A 21,613-nucleotide genomic window follows, 5' to 3' on the forward strand; every position below is an offset into this window, starting at 1 on the left:
TCCTCACTTCTTGGACAATTCAAGGATCATTTCGTCCAGCATAGGCATACTGCGAATCGACTTGGTATTGATCAGATACTTGCCATTGACCACCAGCGCCGGGATCCCCTGGATTTTGGCGATGGCAATCCCTTGGTCCCACTTGGCCAGGAGTTGTTTCACTTCGGGAGTACCCTTGAGACGGTTGAACTCTTCTTGCGAGATCCCGGCCTGACTCAGGCCAAAACGGATGAGCTCATCACCACTGGTAAACTTGGCCTTCTTATCGTGGATCCTGGCATATAAAGCCATTTTGGCGGCTTTATATTTGTCTTCACTTAACACCTTGGCCACCGCCAAGACCTCAGAGGCTTCGGCACCAAAAGGCGATTTACTGGAAATATGATAAGCATCGTAATCCACGCCGGATGGCAAATTTTTAACCATCCCGGGAACAACAGACTTCTCATACTTGTAGCAGAACGGGCAGTTGACAGAAAAAATTTTGGTTACCTGTTTATTAACCTGAAACTGAACATTTTCCGGTAAAACTTGATAATGGTTTCCTTCTTCCAAATCCAATGCCATTGCATTGCAACTTCCCAGTAAAAAAGCACCCACTACAATTTTATTAATAAATTTCATTTTCGACCTCTTATCCATCAATCAGATTCAACCCCATAATGCCAATATAAAAACCAATCACAACAAGCCACCCCAGATAATTAATGACACTGTGAGTAACAACAAAATAAACAACAGAATTCAAATAAACCAATATGGATTTCAAAAAATAATGAATTACAAACAAACCAATAAGGTAAATCAAATTTTTTGAAGTGATAAGTCAAGACGTAAACAAGAGCACAAACAAAACATTAACCAAACATTAAAAAAACCAAATGTGACTATGACCTCAAATTAAATTTCTCCGTTCAACTTAATTAATAAGCGTCAATTAAAAACAAAGGATGATGATATGAAAAAGTCACTCACTTCATTGGCTGTAGTATTAGGTATTGGTTTATCGGCTTCTGTCTCTGCTGCTGGTTTTTACCCAGCACCGCCAGCTGGAAACTTAGGAGGGATTATTGTCAACCCCTATGGTAATTCGCCACTCACGGCCCTAGTCGATTTGGGTAGCAAGCGAGTGTCCGATGTTAACGTTACCGTGGCCGGAAAAGGTAAGAATGGAGTCAGTATTTCCTATCCGGTCGGTCCCAAAACTATTAACAGACATGACGGTATTCCTATTTTCGGCCTCTATGCCGATTATAAGAATCAGGTCAGTGTTAACTTCACTCTCGACGGTAAGAAATATAGCGATAAATATGAAATTCTCACCAGTGCACTCGAGAACAAGTACATAGATAACCGTAATATTACTTCGATGCAGGAAGTAAAAATCAGGAAAGTCGATAAAAATTTTAAAGACAGGCTGCTGCTGGTTAACTCCCACACCATGGTATTCCAAGGTTCAGATCTGCACTGGTCCGGGGTCAAGGGTAAGGATGCCGGGATTTTCGAGTCAACTCCGGCATTGGGCGCCATGACATTCGATATGGCACCACTAACCTATATCATTGATACACAGGGCGAAACACGTTGGTGGTTGGATCAGGATGCCACTTATAATGGCCGTGACATTGACGTCAACAAACGCGGTTATCTGATGGGATTGAGAAAGGATGGCCGCGGTAATCTGAGCTTTGTCCAAGGTCAGCATTTCGGTTATCTGGACTTGATGGGTAAAATTATCGACTTCAAGATCCCAAGAGGCTATCAGGACCTGTCCCATGAAAGCATAACTATGCCCAATGGCAACCTATTACTCAGGGGCGCCAAGACTAACTATGTCAACCAGCAAGGGGACAAGGTGCATACAGTCAGGGATCATATCCTCGAAGTAGACCAACAGGGGAATTTGGTTGATGTCTGGGATCTCAATAAGATTCTCGACCCCTACCGTGATGCCTTGCTCAAGGCCTTGGATATGGGCGCTGTTTGCGTCAACGTGGATCTCGACCACGCCGGTCAAGCCGCCGGTGAAATGAAGATAGATGCTCCCTATGGCGATATTCCAGGTATAGCCGCTGGTCGTAACTGGGCCCACGTCAACTCCATCTCCTACGATCCTAAAGATGACGGCATCATTCTATCCCTGCGCCACCAAGGGGTAGTGAAGATCACCCGCGATAAACAGGTCAAATGGATCCTCACCCCCAGCATAGGCTGGAAGGGAGAGCTGGCCAAAAAGCTCCTTAAACCTGTCGATGCCAAAGGCAAAGCCATCTCCTGCTCTGAACAAGGTGATTGCCAAGGCGACTTTGACTTCACCTATACCCAGCACACAGCCTGGCTCAGCAGCAAAGGCACCTTAACAGTGTTTGATAACGGTGATGGCCGCCACTATACCCAACCCGCTTTACCCAGCCAGAAATACAGTCGCTTTGTGGAATACAAAATCGACGAAAACAATATGACAGTGCAGCAAACCTGGGAATACGGTAAAGAACGGGGCTACGAGTGGTATAGCCCTATCACTTCCAACGTGGAATACGTTGCCGACCACAACACCATTTTTGGTTTTGGTGGCTCTATCAATCTGTTTGAGCCCGGCAGAGTCACAGGCAAATTCAATGAGATTGATTACCGCACCAAGGAAGTGAAACTGGAAATCGATGTCCTTTCCGACAAGGCGGGCCAGCCCCATTACCGCGGCCTGTTTATCGAACCGGCGAAGATGTTCGGACGTTGATTTGACTTTAACGGCCGGGAGCTTCCCGGCCTAAGGTAACACCATGTTAGTAAGGACTTCATTACTACGGCTATTGCCCTTGTTGCTACTGATCCCCACGGCCCAAGCCGAGGTGTTCCAACAACAAAATGGCATCAAAGTCGGCTATGAACACCTGTTGGATGCCAAAGACAATAACCCCAATCTCTACAGCCAGAGTTATCTCAGTTTTACCAACACTACCCGCGCCAGTTGGGGCGATTTTGCAGCTTGGCTGACACTGGAAAACCCCTTGGACGACAATGACAATCAGCAAGGCAATAAGGCCGGTGCTACGGTCAAGTCCTGGCTAAAACTGGACTATAACCTGGGCGATACCCCCTTTAACCTTTGGCTACAGTCTTTTACGGCCAACAATAAAAACCGTACCGAAGAAAACTTCTACTACGGCCTGTCTTACGACATCCAATGGCAGAAACTCAAAGGAACCATGGCGATAGGCGCCCACTACGCCTGGGGCGATATGGATGCCTCCCAGCAAGACTTTAATGGCAGCAGTGGTTATGCCGCCGTGGTGCAATTAGCTTATCCTGTGACTCAAGAATTACTGGGTAAATTTTACTTTGAGACCCAATTCGATCGCAGTGATGAACAAGTGGCAACTTTCCTTTATCGGGATTCAGGTTATCAAGCAATTTTGGGATTAGATTATCAATTCCTACCACAAGCCTCAGCGTCATTGGCATATAAGTATCGTGATGCTTGGGGCGGTTCAATTCACCATGGAGGCGAACTGTTATTCGAGCTAGGATATCAATTTTAGAAAAAACCAAATAAATAACACATAAAGCATGCCAAAGGTAATAAGGATCACATTATTATCTTTGGCAACATTAAAACACATATCACTCTTGATGGACACGGGTCACAGTAAATCTCCATTTTATATACTATCTTATATAAAAAGGGGAACAGGCCATGAACAAAGCTGATATAAATAACCTATCTCTAATTCACCTTCAACTAATAAGGCTTATCCTGGAACATGGAAATGCCAGTATTGCTGCTCAAGAATTAGGGTTGACTCAATCTGGAATCAGCTATCATATAAAAAAAATAAGACAGATATTTAATGATGAAATGTTTGTCAGAACAAAATACGGCTTCACCCCAACAGAAAAGTGCAACAGAATTAAAAGCACTGTTCAGGATATTATATTAAGGATTGAGGATGATCTGCTAAACAGTTGTGACTTTTCACCTATGAATATCGATAAGGAAGTATGGCTTGCGGCCGATAATACTATCTGTAACTGGTTTCCAGAGTTAATAGAACAAGCCAATCAAATCGCGCCTAGAATGGTACTTTGTACCCGTAGTTGGAATCAAAATAGCTTTGATGAAATTCTCACCGGTTCTATCAACTTTGGTATTCACGTTAACCAAACCTCGCTCAATTCTCTCTATAAGGTGGATCTACTGCCCTGTTGCAGGTATTTTTTTATGCGTCATGATCATTACCTGGCGAAGAAAGGACATATTGATCTAAAGGATCTACTGGATTTCCCCGTGGTATTGCACGACTTGTGCGGTTTCAACTCTTATGGACAATCCCTGATCGAAAAGACCATGAAGCTCAAATTTCCACACTTCAAGATCAGAGCCAAAATTAGCAGCATCAGTGAGATAATCGAAGTGCTGAAGAGCAGTAACGCCCTGGTGTATACCTCGGCACTGGCTTTCCCTCTGGAAGAAATAGGTACTGAGCTTTGTGTACTGAAAGCACCAAGCAGTCTATCCGATGTAGAGTTTATTTATAAACTTTATATCTCTTCCGCTCGCTACGGCTCAGTGGAGTCCGACTGGTTAATCAGCTTTATCAGCGAATCATTCCGTCATTTTGCCTGCCGTAAATATCAGCTGCTGGAGTCACTGATCTGCAACCAAGCCTAAGCAACCAAACAGAGCAAAAGCCACTATTGACAGGCATTTCAAGAGCAAAAGGATCTGATGGCGTAGCCTGGTATGACTAGACTTATACGAAGCCAAGATTAGACTTGGCTTCGAGGATAGGATCATGAGTGTCTTTACACGCCTGCTGGCCGTTTCAGACGACAGCAATAGAGGAAAGCTGGCCCTGAGAAAGGCGGTGCAACTAGCCAATGCCAGCCATGCCGAGCTCACATTACTCAGAGTCAAAACACCCCAGTATCAGGGTATTGGTCAGTGGTTACAGCAAAAAGTGCATCCACAGTCCTTGGTTTCCCATCTAAGAGAAAAACGCCCCCATTATCCATCGAGAGAGTTGAACCTTTGCGTGAAGCAATGTCAGGCCAAAGATCTGCCTACCGCCATTCTTATTGAGCTCAAACAAGCAGATTACGATCTGCTGTTGGTAGAGCATCACAGTTACTCAGCCCTGCAGTGTGAGTTGGGCCATACCTATGACTGGCAACTGCTGCAACGTGTGTCTCTGCCGGTGATGTTTGTCAGCGACTCCCCTTGGGAACAACAAGGGTCGTTACTGGCGGCTTTGGAGTTGGATGAAGACACGGAAGATCATGCCCATTTCAATCACAGCTTGTTACTACAAGCCAATGAATTTGCCGGATTACTAAAGCAAAAATTACATCTGCTCAATTGCTATCAGGAAGCAGACATCAGCATGGCCTTCGATAACCAGCAACTCGGCTGTCGTTCACTAAAGGACAACCAGTGGCAAAAACTGCGACAGGTTGCCAGGCCTTTGGCCTTGAGTGACGAACAGTTACATCTGGCCAGCGGCATGCCGGATCATGTGGTGCCGGAAGCCGCTCAAAAATGGCACAGCAACATAGTCATCATGGGGGCGGCCGAACACAGGGGCTTGTTGAGTGAACTCAACGGCCACGCCTCAGAACAGATGCTCAATCAGCTGCGCTGCGATGTACTGGCGTTAAAACCCAGTTGCCCCTTACTGCATTGAATCACTTGAGTGGCCGCCCGCCATCGAGCGACAGAGTGCGGCCGGTCATATAGCGACTGCTCATCAGATACTTCACCGCGGTCAGCATCTCCTGCTCACCGCCCTCTTTGGGCAATAATGCCTTGGCAAGCGCCTTTTGCCGGTAGGCAGTATCATCCTGATCATTAAACAGCATCAGTGCCGGCGCTATGCCGTTGACCTTGACACCCGGCGCCAGCTTGGCGGCAAATGACAGGGTCAAATTATCCAGCGCCGCCTTACTGGCGGCATAGGCTATGTGCTTCTTACTGCCCTTCTGCGCCACATAATCGCTGATATGGATGATATCCCGGCAGCCTATCTCATCAGTCTCCAGTAGCGGCGCCAGTGCCAGATTCAACTGATAAGGCACAGAGGCGTGGATCTGCATCATGCTGTCAAAAACCTTTGCGGCGTCTGTGTCAGGCCGCTCCGGCATCCAATCCGAGGCGTTGTGAATGATTGCCCGCAGAGACTCGTGCTTGTTTTTTACCTCGGCAATAAAGGCTTTGATCTCGCTATTTTGCAAAAGATCCACTCGATACAGCTCGGCGCCCGCGGCCTTGAGATCCTCGATAGCAGTATAGTGGCTGCGATAGGTACCGATAAGTGGATAGCCCTGAGCCATCAAGTCCTTGGCCATTGCCAGTCCCAGACGCTTTCCTATACCGGTGATCAAAATAGGCTGCATGTGTTTTCCTTTCATGTTTCAGTCACACTATTGTTTCACGTTAGGCCGCACTCTGACCAGTCTCGGACTATGCTCTCATCTGAGCGCAGGTGCTAATCTGAACATCTTAGAAACCCTATTGAAAATAAACAGATAACCTTGACTAATCGGCAAAGTGCCAACCCGCTCGCATATTTGAATTTCAATGCCATAAATACTGCTACACCTGTGCTCGCTTCAACAGTATCGTCATACAAATACCCAGTATTATCAGTTAAAAATTCAACTACAAAGGTCACCTCCCATGCGTTTCAATCAGTTAATCTTATTGGCAGCCCTGTTTATTTCCCCTCTGGCCTACAGTGCCGACAGCCTGTTCGGCGAACCGGTCAATCTGAATATCTTGGTGCCCATTTCCACGTTGATGGCATCGCCGCATGACTATCTGGGTAAGGAGCTCACAGTGGAAGGCACCATAGTCTCAGTGTGCAGTAAGCGAGGCTGCTGGATGGAGCTGGCAACCGACGACAGCTTTGATCGTTTGAGAGTCAAGGTTCGTGACGGTGAGATGGTCTTTCCCATCAGTGCCAGAGGACAAAAAGCCTATGCTACCGGAGCGTTAGAGGCAATTAAGTTGGATCTCGAACAGACCCGCGCTTATCTCGGGCATCAGGCCCAGCAACACAACAAGCCCTTCGATCCTGAGTCCGTAACTCAAGCAGTGACTTTCTATCAGTTGCATCCATACGGAGTCGAAATCCGTGATGCTGAGTAATACGCTGCGCAAAAGGATACGTTTATTACATAGAGACCTAGGGTATCTATGCATAGGTATGACTCTGGTGTATGCCATTTCGGGGATTGCCGTCAATCATATCAACGACTGGAACCCCAACTACCAGATAACCCAGAGTGAGAGCCGGGTCGAAGGACTGAGTCCTTCTCTGGGCAATAATGACATTCAAAGCCTATTGAGGCGCCACTTTTCACTGCAGGATAAAATCCGCAGCGGTTACCGCGCCAGCGCCGATGAGTATCAAGTCTTTCTCAAAGACGGCAGCCTGCTGAGCGCCAACCTGGTATCCGATACTGTCTCGGCCGAGATGGTAAACAACAGACCATTGCTGCAGGCGCTCAACTATCTGCACCTCAACCATGCCCGTGACGCCTGGACCTGGATTGCCGACATCTATGCCGCCATGCTGCTGTTTTTGGCATTATCAGCGCTGGTGATGTTACGTAGCGGCAACCTGCTCAAGAGCCGCAAGACCTGGCTGACTCTCACGGGCATCCTGCTGCCATTGCTGTTTATTCTGCTGCGCTAACGCTCTCTGAGCAAAAAACACTATTAGATAACAAAGAACCCGGTCATAGCCGGGTTCTTCCGTTTTCTCTCCCCTTGAAAGGCTTAACGACCGAAACGGTACTCCACTCCCAGCCAATAGTTACGTCCCTCCTCGGGGAAGCCCTCACTGTAGGCATAGTTGCGGTCAAACAGATTATTGACCGAGGCATTAACACTCAGCCCCTGCCAGAGACGATAATCGAAGCGAATGCCGGTCACACCAAAGCCACTGGCTACCTGAGTACCTCTGGAGCTACTGAGGCTGTCGCTGCGAGCTTCCTGACTCAGGATGATGTCCAGCTTATCCAGCGGGGTCAGCTTAACCCAGGCAAAGAGTTGATGATCCGGCAGGCCGGTAACATCGAGCTGCTCATCCTCAACATCGGCGTGAATATAGCTGTAGCTCAGACCAACACTGGCCCAATCGCTGAGATCGCCATAAAGCCCCAGATCCAGCCCGCTGTAATCTACCCTGCCGCTGTTGCGGTTTTGGATAAGCGTCGGGGTAATGTTATGAGTCAAAATCGCATCGGACACCCGGTTATAGTAGACACTGCTGTCCAGTTGCCAATTAGCGGCCAGAGTTGCCTGATAACTGAGTTCCAGGTTAGTCGCCCGCTCAGGCTCCAGATGCGGGTTGACTATGGCGGTTTGGCCATAGGCGGGCCTGAAAGTGGTGTAGCGTTCTTTCAATGTCGGAAAGCGACTGCGCTGGGATAGAGACAACTGCAGTGTATCCAGGTTTGCCAATTCATAACGGGCCATCACTTGCCAATTGAAGGCGTGCTGCGAGTTGTCTTCATAGCGGGTCAGGCTGCCATCCTTTTCATGCTTGTAGCCTTCAAGGCTCTTGCGGGAGTCGTAGCTGATGCCCCCTACCAGATCCAGGTTATCCCTTAGTGCCCATTGATACTCCACTGCCGCCGACAGGGTTCTGTCCTTGTACTTGTCAAACTCACCGCCTGGCTCCCCTTGTTCCTTGTGCAGGTCTTCCTTCCAGTGAGCGGCAAACGACAAGATGTCGTCTTTGCGCATATCGATACTGAGCTGCAGACCGGCACCATTGCTGGCATCGTCATAATGACTGTAGGGGCCTTTTTGTTGCTGCAGGTTTTCCAGGCTCTTGTATATCCTCAGAGTGTTTTCAAATTCATCACGATAGAGGCGACTGTGCAACACAACCCCAGGGCTGAACTCTGTATAGCCGCTGTAGTAAAAGCTCTGTTTGTCGTACTGCGGCCACTGCCAATAGGTAGGACGAATATCGGCTTCCGTGCCGGCATAAGGCGGACTGTTCTTTTCCCCTTCCTGACGGATATAGGTAAAGATGTACTCGTCGGTTTCATTGGGAGTCAGACCCAATTTGGCGGTGCCGCGGCTATCACTATATGCCGAGTTGGCGCGTTTGCCGTCACTGCCGGCAATCGGGTTGTCGTTATCGTGGGACAGGCCGACAAAGTCTTTGTCCAGCTTGTTGCCGCTTAATTGGATAAAGCCCCAATCATTACTACCGGCCAAGCTGGCATCCAGGCTATAACCGTTGTCCTCTCCACGGGCCCAACCTTGGGAAGCGCTCAGTTGTGCTTCAAAGCTATTCTTGGGTCTGCGGGTCGTCAGGTTGATGGCACCGCCCATCATATTCGGCCCCTGCAGCAAGGAAGCATACCCCTTGGAGACTTCCACCGAGGCAAGATCCGATGCCAGAAACCGCCCTAAGTCCAGATTGCCATCATAGGGGATATAAATCGGAACCCCATCGAAAAACAGCGGTACCTGCCTACTGTCAAAACCCCGAACCTTGACCTGTACCTCGTTCCGGCGACCGGATTTTTGCAGGCTAACCCCGGGAATAATATTCAGCGCCTCAGCCACGTTCTGCTTATTCAGCATCTTGATGGTATCTTGATTGATACTGTCCTGATTGGCGGCAATCGGGCTGCCCCAGACACTGATCCTTTCTATTTTGGTTTCGTTTTTACTCTCAGGCTCAGCCACGCTGCCATCGGCAAGCGCCAACGGAGAAGCCAGCATCAGCGGCAGAATAGAGTAATAGTGCTTTGGTTTCATACTACAGACCTTCAACATTCAATCGATATATAAATATCTATATATCGATTATTGAAAAAATACCCGGAGCTCGATGCGAGTCCGGGCAATAACTAATCAGACTCTGACTCAGGCCTGGGGTATCACATCCCAATAGACCATGGCCCAGCTGCGATCGCCGGTTCGCAGAGGTTTGCCTTGTTGTTTATGACGCTGATAATACTCCTGCAACCGCAGTTTTTCGGCGTCATCCAGCGCCCCCAGCGACCAGGCAACGTTGTCTTCAAACTGGGCGTAACTCTCGGCCTGGTTCATGCAACCACTGGACTCGATGAAGTCCACCTTGGGCTTAATGCCCATCTGCTGCAAAATATTCACCGCATACAGATAGTTAGGCAGAGTCACCACCTTACGACCTATGGCTTGAATAATGGCGGGGTCGATAAAGGTTGAGCTGACGGTATGTGTGGTATAAACCCTTTTACGGGCCTGGCGATTGAGCTTTTCCAGGGCACTCTTGAGGCAGCCCACCAGAGTCGAGCGCGACGCCACTGCGATATCACACACGGGGATATCGCTCCAATCATCTTCCCAGGCTCTTTGGATAAGAGTGACATTACTCAAGCCTTCCGCATCGGCGCGGCGCTTGGCCACTTCCAACATGCCGCTGCTGTAATCCAGGCCATAGACGGCCCGCATCTTGTCGGCCAGCCCCAGACACACAGAGCCCGGGCCACAGCCCATATCCAAAAGCGTGTCGCAATCACTCAAGTCCATCAGCTTGAAAAAGCCCTCCAAGTAACTGTCCTTGGGTCTGGCGCAGTTTTCGGCCATCTTCTCGGCCCGTTTGTCCCAATGTTCGGCACTCTTGTGGGTGCGTTCCGCCCTTTGCAGGTGCTCGCGGTACATGGCGGCAAAGTCCAGCTCTTCTATTATCATGAAATCACCTTGCTTAAAATTTAGCGCTCCCGTCTACACCTCAAAGGTGCTCGGCAATCGCAGATTCACTGACGCCATAGAGCTGCGCCAGTCCTGATACTTGCAACTGCCCGGCCACCGCGCCTTGTCTCAGGCCATGACCGGGTTCCACCAAAGCCACACTATCGGCCAACAGCTCGGCATGACGTGGGTGGTGAGTCGACATCAATACTGCGATTCCCTGCTGCTTGAGTCGTTTAACCTGAGCCAGCAACTTGATTTGATTGCCGAAATCCAGGCTGGCGGCCGGTTCATCCATCACCAGCAATCTTGGCGATTGCAATAAGGCCCTGGCAATCAGAACCAGTTGGCGTTCGCCGCCGCTTATCTGATCCATGGCGCAATCGGCCAGGTGAGCTATATCCAGTTGTTTCAAAACCGCCAGCGCCCGCTTCTGCTCATTGGCGCCGGGCACGGCAAACAGCCCCAGCCGCGACTGACAGCCCATGAGCACCATTTCCAACACCCGAAAGGAAAAACGGCTCAACTGTGCCTGTGGCACATAGGCCATCTGTTGTGCCAGCTCGCGCTGCGACCATTGATGAATTTGCCTGCCGGCTATCTTTATCTCACCGGCCAGTGGTTGCAGCAAGCCAAGCAGCGTTTTCAATAAGCTGGTCTTGCCGCTGCCATTACATCCGAGCAAACAGACGATTTCAGCTTCCGGCAAGCAAAGCTCTACATTCGCCAGCAAAGGCTTACCGGCATAGCCCACTGTGACACCTTGCATGCTCGCTATCATTGGCCCCGGCCTCCGCCTCTTAACAGTAAAAACATAAAGAAGGGCGCGCCGATACACGCGGTCAAAATCCCCAGCGGCAACTCGATTGGCGCCAGAGTGCGCGCCAGGGTGTCGGTCAGCAGCAACATAAAGGCGCCCAGCAGCATGGACATGGGCAACAAGCGTCTGAAATCGGCGCCCACCAGCAGGCGGGCGATATGCGGCACCACAAGCCCGAGCCAACCTATGATCCCGGCAATGGATACCGCCGCCGCAGTCAGCAGTGTGGCCGCCAGAATAAATATCAGCCGGGTTTTTGCTATGTTGAGCCCGAGACTGCTGGCCTCATCGTCGGCCAGACTTAACAGATTCATACGCCAGCGCAGCAGCATTAACGGCATCAATCCCAGTATCATGGGCAGCAGGCTGGACTTGAGATCTTCCAGAGTAATATCCGACAACCCGCCCATCAGCCAGAAAGTAATGGAAGGCAGCTGACTGTAGGGATCGGCCAACAATTTCATCAATGAAATTCCGGCGCCGCACAAGGCGCCAATAGCTATGCCCACCAGAACCAAAGACAATACTGGATCGCCCTGACGACTAAGCCGTGCCAGCAGACAAACCAGAGCCACCACCAGCAAACCGCCGAGAAAGGCGAATAGCTGGATGTTGTAAACCGGTAAATCCAGGTAGATGCCCAGAACAGCCCCCAGGCCGGCCCCGGCAGAAACGCCCAGAATATCAGGCGACACCAAAGGGTTACGGAACATCCCCTGATAGGCGGCGCCGCTGGCGGCCAGACCAGCTCCAATCATAAGCGCCGCCAAAATTCTGGGCAGCCGCAAATGCCAAAAGACACTGATGCTCTTGCTGTCCAGGGCGGCCACATCGCCACCGATGGCATGCCAAAGCGCCTGCCCCTGCTGTACCAAGCTAAGAGGATACTGGCCACTGGCCGCAGCAAAACAGAGAATGCTGAGACAAATTCCGGCTGCCAGTGGGTATTTGATTCTGTCGTTCATGCGGGGTGCAGCAGATTGGCAGCCTGCTCTCCACTAAGCTCACTGTGGTAAAAATCGCGGTAGAAATCCTTCACCAATGCTTGCTTGGCCTGCTCATCAGCGCCGGACAACAGCAACCTAAGGTAACTCATCCCCAGCAGCCGGTTTATTCCCGGCGGCGAGTCAATCCAACCAAAGGGCTTGTTCGGCAACCAATAGACCCGCTTGTTGCGTACAGCCGCCAGCGTGCCCCAGACAGGGTCTTGGCGAATATAGTGGATAAAGGCGGGATCCTGGCTGATGATTAGCTCAGGCTCCCAGGCCATCAATTGCTCCAAAGAGACTTTGGCCAAGCCGCGATAGTCACCGGCCTTGGCGACATTCTTAAGTCCAAGCTGCTCTATGGCTTCGGTATGAATGGAACCTGTAACCCCGGTTTCAAGCCCAGTGGCCCCGCGGCCAAAGTAAAAAGAGAGCGGCTCCGCCAAACTGCGGCCAAACTCTCTGGCATCACTGAGGATTTCGGCGGTGCGCTTGGCAACAAAATCGGCCCGCTCGTTGACTCCCAGTACCTGCCCCAGTTTTCTCAGTTGTGCCGCAGTACCTGCGAGTGAGCCATCAAGCAGCAAAAACGGCACACCGCTGATGCGTTCCACCTTTTGTGCCATCGACTGGTAGTTTTGGCTGAGGTTGCCATAGTCGACGACAAGATCCGCATCCAGAGTCATCAGCTTTTCCAGTGAAAGGCTGGCATTGCGCCCCACCAAACGGCCCAGTCTGGGCTTTTGCCATAGACTCGGAGCAAAGCCATGTTGTTGTAACAAGGCCGGCTTGAGGTGGGCATAGCCGAGCAGTTTTTCCGGACTCAAGGCCAGCAACAGCAGGTCCGCCGGCCCGCCGGCACTGACCACCCGCTTGATATCTTTAGCCTGTGGCAGTGACAATTGCCCGTTTGAGGTCAGCTCAGTTCCATTGGCCAGCATCGGCAAAAAGGCCAGCAAGCCCAGACTTAAGCCGCCCTTAATAACACTCCTTCTATCCAATCTTGTTATCCTCACCGCCAATCGATATATACAAAAATATATAGCGCTGAAAATTACCTTTATCCACCCACTTTGGCAATGGATGGAGATCACAATTAAAAGATTTACAACAGCAAACCCTTAAAAACGCTATACAAGCGCGTGGAAGAAATGCTTTAAAAGGCAGAGAGTTATTTGGCAAACATAGGCAAGCGTATCCGCACCGGCTCCTTTCTCGAACCGAGCAATCACACAATCAAAGTATGTTTTTTGCAGCTCACGGATTATAAAGGCAGAACCGTGGCTTCAGCCTATGTTCCCATAGATGCATTCGGGGCTGGTTGAGCATTATTGGTCGGGATAGTTCGGACCTCAGTCGCCGCACAGGCACAGTATATGATTTATATCGGCACCATGGCGTACATGGGCGAAATAGTCCGTCACTGCCGGCCTGCGCGAAGCAGTTCAAAGTTTACAGAATCAAGAGGGATTCCGGGGATACGTCCTACACCTGCCAGTCTATTTCCGCTTGCTGCCACTGCTTGAGTTGCTGATTGATGGCCGAGAAATGGCCACAACCAAAGAAACCCCGGTAGGCTGATAGAGGCGAAGGATGCGGGCCGCTTAAGATCTTGTGCTGCGGCGCCTTGATAAGCTTGCCTTTCTTAATGGCATGACTGCCCCAGAGCACAAAAATAATCGGCTCGTCACGCTGATCTAGCAGCTGCAGAGCCCTGTCGGTGAAGGTTTCCCAGCCCGCTTTGGCATGGGAGTGCGCCTTGCCCTGCTCCACCGTCAGCACAGTATTGAGCATCAAGACCCCTTGCTTGGCCCAGTTCACAAGATGGCCGTGATCCGGGATTACGAATCCTGGGATGTCAGTCGCCAATTCCTTGTACATATTGACCAGCGAAGGCGGTGTCTTCACCCCGGGTTTGACCGAGAAACACAGGCCATGGGCTTGCCCTGGACCATGGTAAGGGTCCTGACCGATAAGCACCACTCTCACCTTATCCAGCGGTGTCAGCTCAAAGGCGCTGAACACCTCTTTCTCGGATGGAAAGATGGCCTTGCCGGCGGCGCGCTCTGCGGCGACAAACTCACTGAGTTGCTGAAAATAAGGGGCCTGTTGTTCAGCGGCGATAAATGCCTGCCAGTCAGTGGAAAGCGCCATGGTGATAATCCTCTGTGTAAAAGAGGCCATAGCTTAAGAGCGCCGACTGCGGGATACAAGCGCCGAGCATAGACTCTGAGGCCTGTATTCGAAGGAACCTGAGTTAATTTTGCAAGCCAACCTCTTGAGGAGTAAGCCAAGATAACCCACGAACACAGACTTCAGTGACAACAACTGCAGCCACTATTGAAGCAACTTTTTGCCCAAATGCCAGGATCTTGGCAAGCAGGCACGGGGATTCAGATCCCAATCGCCAATATTTTTCCTTGGCACAGCGCCTTTTTAGGTTAGAATCGGCCCTCAATCTTTGGCTTAGCAAGAGCGAATATAGTATGTCAGATGCCAGCAACCAAACCACCATATTCCAGTTAGCAGATCAGTTTATCGCCCTCGCCAATGAACTGACCCAGCAAGAAGGCGACGTCGGCAAGGTTGGCACCGCCCTGAGATTTGCCGCCGCCCGCTTCAACGCCTTTGAAGCCTCGATCAAGTCTGCCGATCTGGGCGCCGAAAAAGCCAATGCCCTGGAGTGGTTTACCGCCGAATATCGCGACATGTTGGATGACAACCTGGAAGATCACATTGCCAATCCTCCTGTGGTCAACAGCGAAGAAGCTGCCGAACCGGCCGATAATGCCGTGCAGCAATTCAAAGTCTGAGTTCCGTTTATTGCCGCTGCGGGGCCTGTGTCCCCGCACTATTACACCATTCCGGCTCTGTCCTTCTCGATCCCGTCAGCCGCATCACTGTCTCTGTTTCTTCCGCGACACTTTCAAAATTTATTTGAATATCTGCCAATTACAGGCATAAATACCAGAGTCATCAACAGGACTATTCTCGGTAAGCGCGCATGATACGAGCATTGCAGGACTTGAAAATATTCAGCGAAACCGCCAGACAGGGCAACCTGTCGCGGGTGGCACAACTGCTTGATCTGACTCCGGCCGCCACCAGTGCCGCCATCAAGCGCCTCGAAGCCCAACTCAACACTGTACTCTTTGTTCGTTCTACCCGCAGCCTACGTCTAACTCAGGAAGGCGAAATCTTTCTGCAGCACTGCAATGAAGCCCTGAATATTCTCGACGACGGCTTTCAAGCGATCCAACGAGGGCAGAGCCTGCTCAAGGGCAAGTTGCAGTTGTCATTGCCATCGGATCTCGGCCGCAACCTTTTGCTGCCGATATTGGATGAATTTATGGAACGCCACCCGCAGGTGAGTATCAGGGTGCAGATAAGCGATCGCCTGACGGATATCTACCGCCAACCCGTCGACATAGCGATCCGCTACGGCCTGCCGGCCGACTCGGCGCTTATCGCCCTGCCGCTTTGCCGCCAAAATGACAGGGTGTTGTGCGCTTCTCCCGACTATATTGCCAGGTTCGGTGCGCCGGGCAGCCCAGAGGAACTGGCACAGCACAACTGCCTGTGCTTTATGCTGGCCGATGCGACTCACAGCAGATGGCATTTTCAGTCAACGTCGGGCCAAATCACTGTGCAGGTCAAAGGCGATAGAGTCGCCGATGATGGCGAGTTGGTGCGGCGCTGGGCCGTGGCCGGCAAAGGCATAGCCTACAAGTCACGGCTCGATATCAGTGAAGAGCTGAAAAATGGTCAACTGCTGCAACTCTGCCCCGAGTGGCGCGGTGAAGAAGCACCGCTCAATATGCTCTGCGCCGACAGACGTCAGCTCAGTCCTTTGGTTATCGCCCTCAGGGAACATCTCGAGCAGGCATTGCAATCACAGCAGTGAATAGATCACCCGCCCGGCCAACAGGATAAGCACCAGGCCGCTGAGGCGGTCAATCAACTGCGCCTTTTCTCTCAGCTTGGGCAGTACCCTTGGTTGAGACAACAGGAAGGCTATCAGGGTGTACCAGAGGCCATCTACCAGCATAGGGGTCAAGACTATGATGCCTCGTCCCAGCAGGCTGTCTGCGGCGGCGACAAACTGGCTGAACAAGGCCAGGAAAAACAGCAAAATTTTCGGGTTGAACAGCGAAATGGCAATGCCATCGCGGGCGGCTGTCAGCATGCTCGTCGGCTTGCCGGCACTGAGTTTTTGCTGCATGCCGCCCTTGGATTGCAGTGCCTGAATCCCAAGCCAGGCAAGATAAAGCGCCCCCAATATGGCGATGCCGTTAAACAGCAGAGGGGTGTGTTTCAGTACCACTGCCAAACCCAAAAGGGTGATAAAGGCGTAAACACCTATCCCCAAAGAATGCGCCCAGGCGCAGGTAATGCCGCGACTGCGACCGCCACCCAAGGTGTGACGCACCACCATGGCCAGACTCGGCCCGGGTGACATGGCCCCCAAACACGAGATAGCCACCAGTCCCAACCAATCACTCCAATTCATTGTTCCCCCTCAATGAAACACACCATTTTGCCCTGTCTTGTGCAAACACCCGCCTCATATAGAACAAGCACCTTTCGCAACAGGTTGGTCAATATACTCTATGAAGCCAGCGCTTTCGAGCCGCCAATTTTCAATTAGTTTTAAGGCTTGCTGACTATACTGAGCGCCCATATAGCTCCCTAAACCCATTGAGGCCCGGATGATACTTACTCTCAGCATATTGGCTCTGCTCAGCCTGATAGCGGTGATTGTGCTGCTGCTAATCAAAAAAACGCCGCGGCGCCAAGATCCCCATGGCGGTGATCCTGGCATTGGGGGGAATGGCTTTTTGTGTCGCCGCCGTGGTCAGTTTTGTGTATCGCGGCGAAGATTATGAAGCTTACCGGGAGCTGCGCTGGCAAGTCCTAGACAGCCAGGCAATCCCGGCTCTGGTGGCCGAAGGCAAGACAGTCGTCGTCGATGTGAGTGCCGATTGGTGCCTGATTTGCCAGGCCAACAAGGCCAATGTGCTCCATAGGGAGCAGATAGTCAGGGCGCTGGCCGAGCCGAATATTGTATTGATGCGTGGCGACCTCAGTAAGCCCAACCCGGCGGTATCCAACTATCTCAGCTCCCAGGGCGTTGCCGGGGTGCCTTATAACCGCATCCATGGCCCGGCCGTGCCCGAAGGGGTCGTAATGCCCAGCGTCCTGACGGTCAAGGATCTGCTCAAGGTGCTGGCTCATGTTCAAATCAGCCAGTAAGGCACGATATATCGTGCCTTTGTACTTGCAAGCCCGGTAAGCGGCTCTATACTGGCGCAGACCTCAGTGCCGAAGGAGCCGCCCTTGTCTGACTCAAACAGCTTTTTGCCCGAAAACCGCCTCTTGCTCAATGCCGTCAGTGAAGGCATTTATGGTTTTGATCTTAAAGGTAATGCCGTCTTTATTAACCCGGCGGCCGAGAAGATGACCGGCTGGAGCGCCGCCGAACTCTTGGGGCGCAAGATCCACGACTTTCACCATCACAGCCACGCCGATGGCAGTGTCTATCCCCACGAAGATTGCCCCATCTATCAGACACTCAAAGATGGCAAAGCCAGAGAAATAACCACGGAAGTCTTCTGGCGCAAGGACGGCAGCTGCTTTCCCGTACACTATAGTTCCACCCCAGTTTGGCAGGACGGTAAGCTCAAGGGCGTAGTAGCGATATTTCGCGACATTAGTCTGCAAAAGCAGACTGAGTTGTCGCTGCGTCAGGCGCTGGAACAGGTACAGGCGCTATCGGAACAACTGGCCTCGGAAAACTCCTGGCTGCAGGCCGAGCTGGAAGACAAGACGGGCACCCAGGAGATTGCCGGTAACAGCCCGATGATCCAAACCCTGCTCAAACAGTTGCGCCTGGTGGCTAATACCGACAGTACCGTGTTGATCCAGGGGGAAAATGGCACAGGCAAGGAGCTGGTCGCCCGCCAGTTGCACAGACTCAGCAGCCGCAAAGACAAGCCGATGATCTCAGTCAACTGCGCCGCCTTCTCTGCCGGACTCTTGGAGAGCGAACTATTCGGCCATGAGAAAGGCGCCTTTACCGGTGCCAGTCAGCGGCGCAAGGGGCGCTTCGAACTGGCCCATAGAGGCACCCTGTTCCTCGATGAAGTGGCCGAACTCAGCCTCGAGGCCCAATCCAAGCTGCTGCGGGTCATTCAGGAGCAGGAGTTTGAACGCGTCGGCGGCAGCGACAGTATCAAGGTGGATATTCGACTGATCGCCGCCACTCATCACGATCTGCAGCAGCGGGTGGAGCAAGGGCTGTTCCGGATGGATCTCTTCTACCGACTCAATGTCTTTCCGCTCAAGGTCCCGGCACTGAGACAGCGGCGGGAAGATATCCCTGAGCTGGTGCAACAACTGCTCAAGAGCCTGTCATTGAAACTGGGTAAACCCCTGGCGGGCGTTGATGGCGATAGTCTGCGGCGGATGATGCAATATCAATGGCCGGGAAATGTACGTGAATTGCAAAACCTGCTGGAACGGGAAGCCATCCTTGCCCGCGAGCCGATACTGCATCTCGCTCCCTTGCCCAGCGATACGCCGCTGCCAACTGTGGGTCAGACTCTGGCCGAAGTGGAAGCAGCTCATATCAAAGCGACACTGGACGCCTGCCACTGGCGAATATCCGGCCCACGCGGTGCGGCCAGCAGTCTGGGGCTGCCCCCCAGCACCTTGAGATCGCGGATGCAGAAGCTGGGGATCTGCCGCCAGGGTAGTTGAAGCCACAACTGGGGATTCAAGGCAGAAAAAGTCACGACATATCGCCAACTCACGTTATGTCGTGAGTTAATTCCCCTGCACCCAAACAAACATTAGATATAAATCAACAAGTTAATCCTGTATTGGAACTGGCACGTCTCTTGCGATTGCCTAGCCGTATGTCAGTCGTCATTCAGGAAATAGCATGGTTCAACAGGCAAGACAGTCATCGGAAGCGATTCCGGTCACTTTTATCCCCTCCCCCCAAGACAAGAAAAGCAGCCACCAAGGCGGTAAAATCCACTTTCGTAGCCAACGCGGTTATTTTCAGCGCTGGCGCAGCGGCCTTAACGCCCTGTTGATAGCCCTGTTTCTGTTACTGCCCTTTATCGACTGGCAGGGGCGGCAAGCCATCTGGTTCGATCTGGCCAATCAACAGTTTTACTTTTTTGGCACTAGCCTCTGGCCCCAGGATTTTACCCTGTTGGCCTGGTTCTTTATCGCCGCGGCCTTTGCCCTGTTTTTTGTGACCCTGTTTTGGGGCCGGGTCTGGTGTGGTTATCTCTGCCCGCAAACCGCCTGGACATTCGGCTTTGCCTGGGTAGAGGAGAAACTGGAAGGCAGCCGTAACCAGAGGATCAAGCTGGACGCTTCGCCCATGAGCCTCAGCAAGGCCAGCAAACGCGGCGGCAAACACCTGCTGTGGATATTGATTTCACTGCTCACCGGCTGTGGCTTTATCGCCTACTTTGTACCGGCCAAGCAGTTGTATCCGGAGATTTTTACCTTCTCCGCCGGTTTTTGGGATAGCGCCTGGGTGTACTTTTTTGCCCTGTGTACCTATCTCAATGCCGGTTGGATGCGTGAGCAGATGTGCCTGCATTGCTGCCCCTACTCAAGGTTCCAATCAGCCATGTTCGATTCCTTCACCAAGACAGTGACCTATGATACCCAGCGCGGTGAAAGCCGTGGCCCAAGAAAACGCAAGCAAGCCACAGAGCTTGGCGACTGTGTCGACTGTAATCTCTGCGTCGAGGTGTGCCCAACCGGGATAGATATTCGTAACGGCCTGCAATATGAGTGCATCAACTGTGGCGCCTGCGTCGATGCCTGCGATCAGACCATGAGCAAGTTTGGCTATCGCCCCGGGCTCATCTCCTATACCAGTGAAGAGTCACTGACCAGGCAAACTCCGCCACTATGGCAGCGCAAACGCTTTATTGGCTATGGCGCCGCCTTGCTGGCGATACTCTGCACCATGGGGCTGGATATCTACTCGCGGGATCCCATCACGCTCAATGTGATCCGCGACCGCCAGAGCCTGTACCGGGAAACCCTGGATGACGGCATAGAAAACAGCTATCTGCTGAAAATACGCAATAAGACCCAGCAGGATAAGCAATACCGGATAGAGATCAGCGGCGCCCTGCCCTATCAGTTGTCGACCAATCGCGTTCACATCGCCGCCGGCGAGCAGTATGAATTGCCGCTGACCTTGACTGTGCCTGTGGCGCAAATCGACAACAACCGCAGCAATCTGCTGTTTAAAGTGCTTGAGGCCGATGCGCCAGATAATAGCGTCAGCCAGAAGTCGGTATTTTTTGCCCCTTGAGTTGCCTCAGGGCGGCGAAGTGTTTCACCCGGCTTCGCCGCCCGCTTTTTTATCCTTTTCTCTGCTGGGCAATCAGCCCCTGCAGTATGCTTTTCACCTTGCTCTGCTGGTCATCTCCCAGCAGAGAACCATCTTCGGTAAAGGCTTCGTGAGCCTTGGCAAGCGCCAACTGCTCGGGCAATACCAGCGCCCCCAGGTTAAACATCAGCTCACGGACCGGGGTCAAACCTCTGAGCCCCCCGAGTGCCCCCGGGCTTGCCGCCATCAAGGCCACCCATTTACCGGCAAATACATTACCCGCAGGTTGAGTTGCCGGACGGGACAGCCAATCGATGGCATTTTTCAGTGCCGCGGTAATGGATCCATTGTACTCAGGACATACCAGCACCAGACAATCGCTCTGCAACAGCTTGCTCTTGAGTGCCACGGCAGCTTCGGGGGCGCCAAATTCGGCCTCGTCATCCTGATTGAGCAGGGGCATGGGAAACGCATTCAGTGTCAGCACCTCAGACTCCAGCCCCAGCTCGGCGGCCACGGCGGCGGCATAATGGGCTAGACGGGTGTTGAACGAGCCTTTTCTCAGGCTACCGGAAATAAACTTTATCCGCAGTTGCTGCATGTTTTTATCCTTAATTACAGTCAATTAACCCATTTATTGCAGAGGATTTTTCATCTGGCACCATTGCCTTGGCCGCGCTTTGCCTCTAACCTGAACTCTGATCATTACTAAGCACCCCAAAAGGTGCAGAAAGTGTCGG

General features: G+C 51.8%; 21 protein-coding genes. 11 read left to right on the plus strand and 10 right to left on the minus strand.

The features are described from left to right. Positions 1–3 precede the first annotated feature (3 nt). The gene (locus WKR14_RS16080) at positions 4–567 is read right to left on the minus strand and encodes a DsbA family protein (protein WP_101055734.1); all 564 of its coding nucleotides are present in this window, start codon (positions 565–567) and stop codon (positions 4–6) included. A gap of 391 nt (positions 568–958) precedes the next feature. Here WKR14_RS16080 and WKR14_RS16085 point away from each other — a divergent pair, with 391 nt between their 5' ends. From WKR14_RS16085 to WKR14_RS16100, 4 genes are all read left to right on the plus strand, one after another. Further along, positions 959–2,737 carry an aryl-sulfate sulfotransferase gene (locus WKR14_RS16085; protein WP_224867894.1) on the plus strand — a complete coding sequence of 593 codons (1,779 nt, stop codon included), beginning with the start codon at positions 959–961 and terminating at the stop codon, positions 2,735–2,737. A gap of 43 nt (positions 2,738–2,780) precedes the next feature. Continuing rightward, positions 2,781–3,539 carry an outer membrane protein OmpK gene (locus tag WKR14_RS16090; RefSeq protein WP_101055682.1) on the plus strand — a complete coding sequence of 253 codons (759 nt, stop codon included), beginning with the start codon at positions 2,781–2,783 and terminating at the stop codon, positions 3,537–3,539. A gap of 155 nt (positions 3,540–3,694) precedes the next feature. After that, entirely contained in the window at positions 3,695–4,669 is a 975-nt protein-coding gene (locus tag WKR14_RS16095) for a LysR family transcriptional regulator (RefSeq protein ID WP_339086895.1), read from the plus strand. Between the two features lie 124 nt (positions 4,670–4,793). Continuing rightward, on the plus strand, positions 4,794–5,681 hold the full coding sequence (locus WKR14_RS16100) for a universal stress protein (RefSeq protein ID WP_339086897.1): 888 nt from the start codon (positions 4,794–4,796) through the stop codon (positions 5,679–5,681). A gap of 1 nt (position 5,682) precedes the next feature. Here the strand turns inward: WKR14_RS16100 and folM are convergent, their stop codons facing one another. Then, positions 5,683–6,390 (minus strand): dihydromonapterin reductase, encoded by a 708-nt coding sequence (gene folM, locus WKR14_RS16105; protein ID WP_198552049.1) that lies wholly within the window; start codon positions 6,388–6,390, stop codon positions 5,683–5,685. A gap of 283 nt (positions 6,391–6,673) precedes the next feature. Between folM and WKR14_RS16110 the strand changes: the two genes are divergently transcribed. Together WKR14_RS16110 and WKR14_RS16115 are read left to right on the plus strand one after the other, a co-directional pair. Next, complete coding sequence (locus WKR14_RS16110) at positions 6,674–7,144, plus strand: DUF4920 domain-containing protein (protein WP_224867896.1); 471 nt, start codon at positions 6,674–6,676, stop codon at positions 7,142–7,144. Then, positions 7,134–7,694: a PepSY-associated TM helix domain-containing protein gene (locus WKR14_RS16115; RefSeq protein WP_339087759.1), complete on the plus strand. Its 561-nt coding sequence runs from the start codon at positions 7,134–7,136 to the stop codon at positions 7,692–7,694. The genes WKR14_RS16110 and WKR14_RS16115 overlap by 11 nt, the downstream gene beginning before the upstream one ends. A gap of 83 nt (positions 7,695–7,777) precedes the next feature. Here the strand turns inward: WKR14_RS16115 and WKR14_RS16120 are convergent, their stop codons facing one another. From WKR14_RS16120 to ung, 6 genes are all read right to left on the minus strand, one after another. Further along, positions 7,778–9,781, minus strand: a complete 2,004-nt coding sequence (locus WKR14_RS16120) for a TonB-dependent receptor plug domain-containing protein (RefSeq protein ID WP_206194640.1) — start codon at positions 9,779–9,781, stop codon at positions 7,778–7,780. 108 nt (positions 9,782–9,889) lie between these two features. Beyond that, the gene (locus WKR14_RS16125) at positions 9,890–10,699 is read right to left on the minus strand and encodes a class I SAM-dependent methyltransferase (protein WP_339086901.1); all 810 of its coding nucleotides are present in this window, start codon (positions 10,697–10,699) and stop codon (positions 9,890–9,892) included. Positions 10,700–10,739: 40 nt separating this feature from the next. Further along, positions 10,740–11,480 (minus strand): ABC transporter ATP-binding protein, encoded by a 741-nt coding sequence (locus WKR14_RS16130; RefSeq protein WP_339086903.1) that lies wholly within the window; start codon positions 11,478–11,480, stop codon positions 10,740–10,742. Continuing rightward, positions 11,477–12,484 (minus strand): iron ABC transporter permease, encoded by a 1,008-nt coding sequence (locus tag WKR14_RS16135; protein WP_339086905.1) that lies wholly within the window; start codon positions 12,482–12,484, stop codon positions 11,477–11,479. Before WKR14_RS16135 ends, WKR14_RS16130 begins: the two co-directional genes overlap by 4 nt. Further along, a complete protein-coding gene (locus WKR14_RS16140; RefSeq protein WP_146226007.1) occupies positions 12,481–13,506 on the minus strand; it encodes an ABC transporter substrate-binding protein in 1,026 nt (341 codons plus the stop codon). Before WKR14_RS16140 ends, WKR14_RS16135 begins: the two co-directional genes overlap by 4 nt. Before the next feature lie 484 nt (positions 13,507–13,990). Next, on the minus strand, positions 13,991–14,659 hold the full coding sequence (ung, locus tag WKR14_RS16145) for a uracil-DNA glycosylase (RefSeq protein ID WP_101055702.1): 669 nt from the start codon (positions 14,657–14,659) through the stop codon (positions 13,991–13,993). A 332-nt stretch (positions 14,660–14,991) separates the two neighbouring features. Between ung and WKR14_RS16150 the strand changes: the two genes are divergently transcribed. Both WKR14_RS16150 and WKR14_RS16155 read left to right on the plus strand, forming a co-directional pair. Further along, the gene (locus WKR14_RS16150; protein ID WP_101055704.1) at positions 14,992–15,318 is read left to right on the plus strand and encodes a DUF3144 domain-containing protein; all 327 of its coding nucleotides are present in this window, start codon (positions 14,992–14,994) and stop codon (positions 15,316–15,318) included. 191 nt (positions 15,319–15,509) lie between these two features. Further along, entirely contained in the window at positions 15,510–16,409 is a 900-nt protein-coding gene (locus tag WKR14_RS16155; RefSeq protein ID WP_335921526.1) for a LysR family transcriptional regulator, read from the plus strand. Here WKR14_RS16155 and WKR14_RS16160 read toward each other — a convergent pair. Continuing rightward, positions 16,398–17,015, minus strand: a complete 618-nt coding sequence (locus tag WKR14_RS16160) for a LysE family translocator (protein ID WP_101055706.1) — start codon at positions 17,013–17,015, stop codon at positions 16,398–16,400. The genes WKR14_RS16155 and WKR14_RS16160 overlap by 12 nt on opposite strands. Positions 17,016–17,308: 293 nt before the next feature. On the opposite strand from WKR14_RS16160, the gene WKR14_RS16165 reads away from it, so the two are divergent. The 3 genes from WKR14_RS16165 (at position 17,309) to ccoG (ending at position 20,855) form a co-directional block, all read left to right on the plus strand. Beyond that, entirely contained in the window at positions 17,309–17,758 is a 450-nt protein-coding gene (locus tag WKR14_RS16165; RefSeq protein ID WP_339086909.1) for a thioredoxin family protein, read from the plus strand. Positions 17,759–17,842: 84 nt separating this feature from the next. Next, positions 17,843–19,264, plus strand: a complete 1,422-nt coding sequence (locus WKR14_RS16170) for a sigma-54 interaction domain-containing protein (RefSeq protein ID WP_224867906.1) — start codon at positions 17,843–17,845, stop codon at positions 19,262–19,264. Between the two features lie 184 nt (positions 19,265–19,448). Continuing rightward, positions 19,449–20,855, plus strand: a complete 1,407-nt coding sequence (gene ccoG, locus WKR14_RS16175) for a cytochrome c oxidase accessory protein CcoG (protein WP_335922933.1) — start codon at positions 19,449–19,451, stop codon at positions 20,853–20,855. A 49-nt stretch (positions 20,856–20,904) separates the two neighbouring features. Here ccoG and WKR14_RS16180 read toward each other — a convergent pair whose 3' ends face one another. Then, on the minus strand, positions 20,905–21,474 hold the full coding sequence (locus WKR14_RS16180) for an NADPH-dependent FMN reductase (RefSeq protein WP_186265367.1): 570 nt from the start codon (positions 21,472–21,474) through the stop codon (positions 20,905–20,907). Positions 21,475–21,613: the final 139 nt, after the last annotated feature.

Origin of the sequence: Shewanella chilikensis (genome assembly GCF_037953065.1) — a bacterium.
Taxonomy (GTDB): Bacteria; Pseudomonadota; Gammaproteobacteria; order Enterobacterales; family Shewanellaceae; genus Shewanella; species Shewanella chilikensis.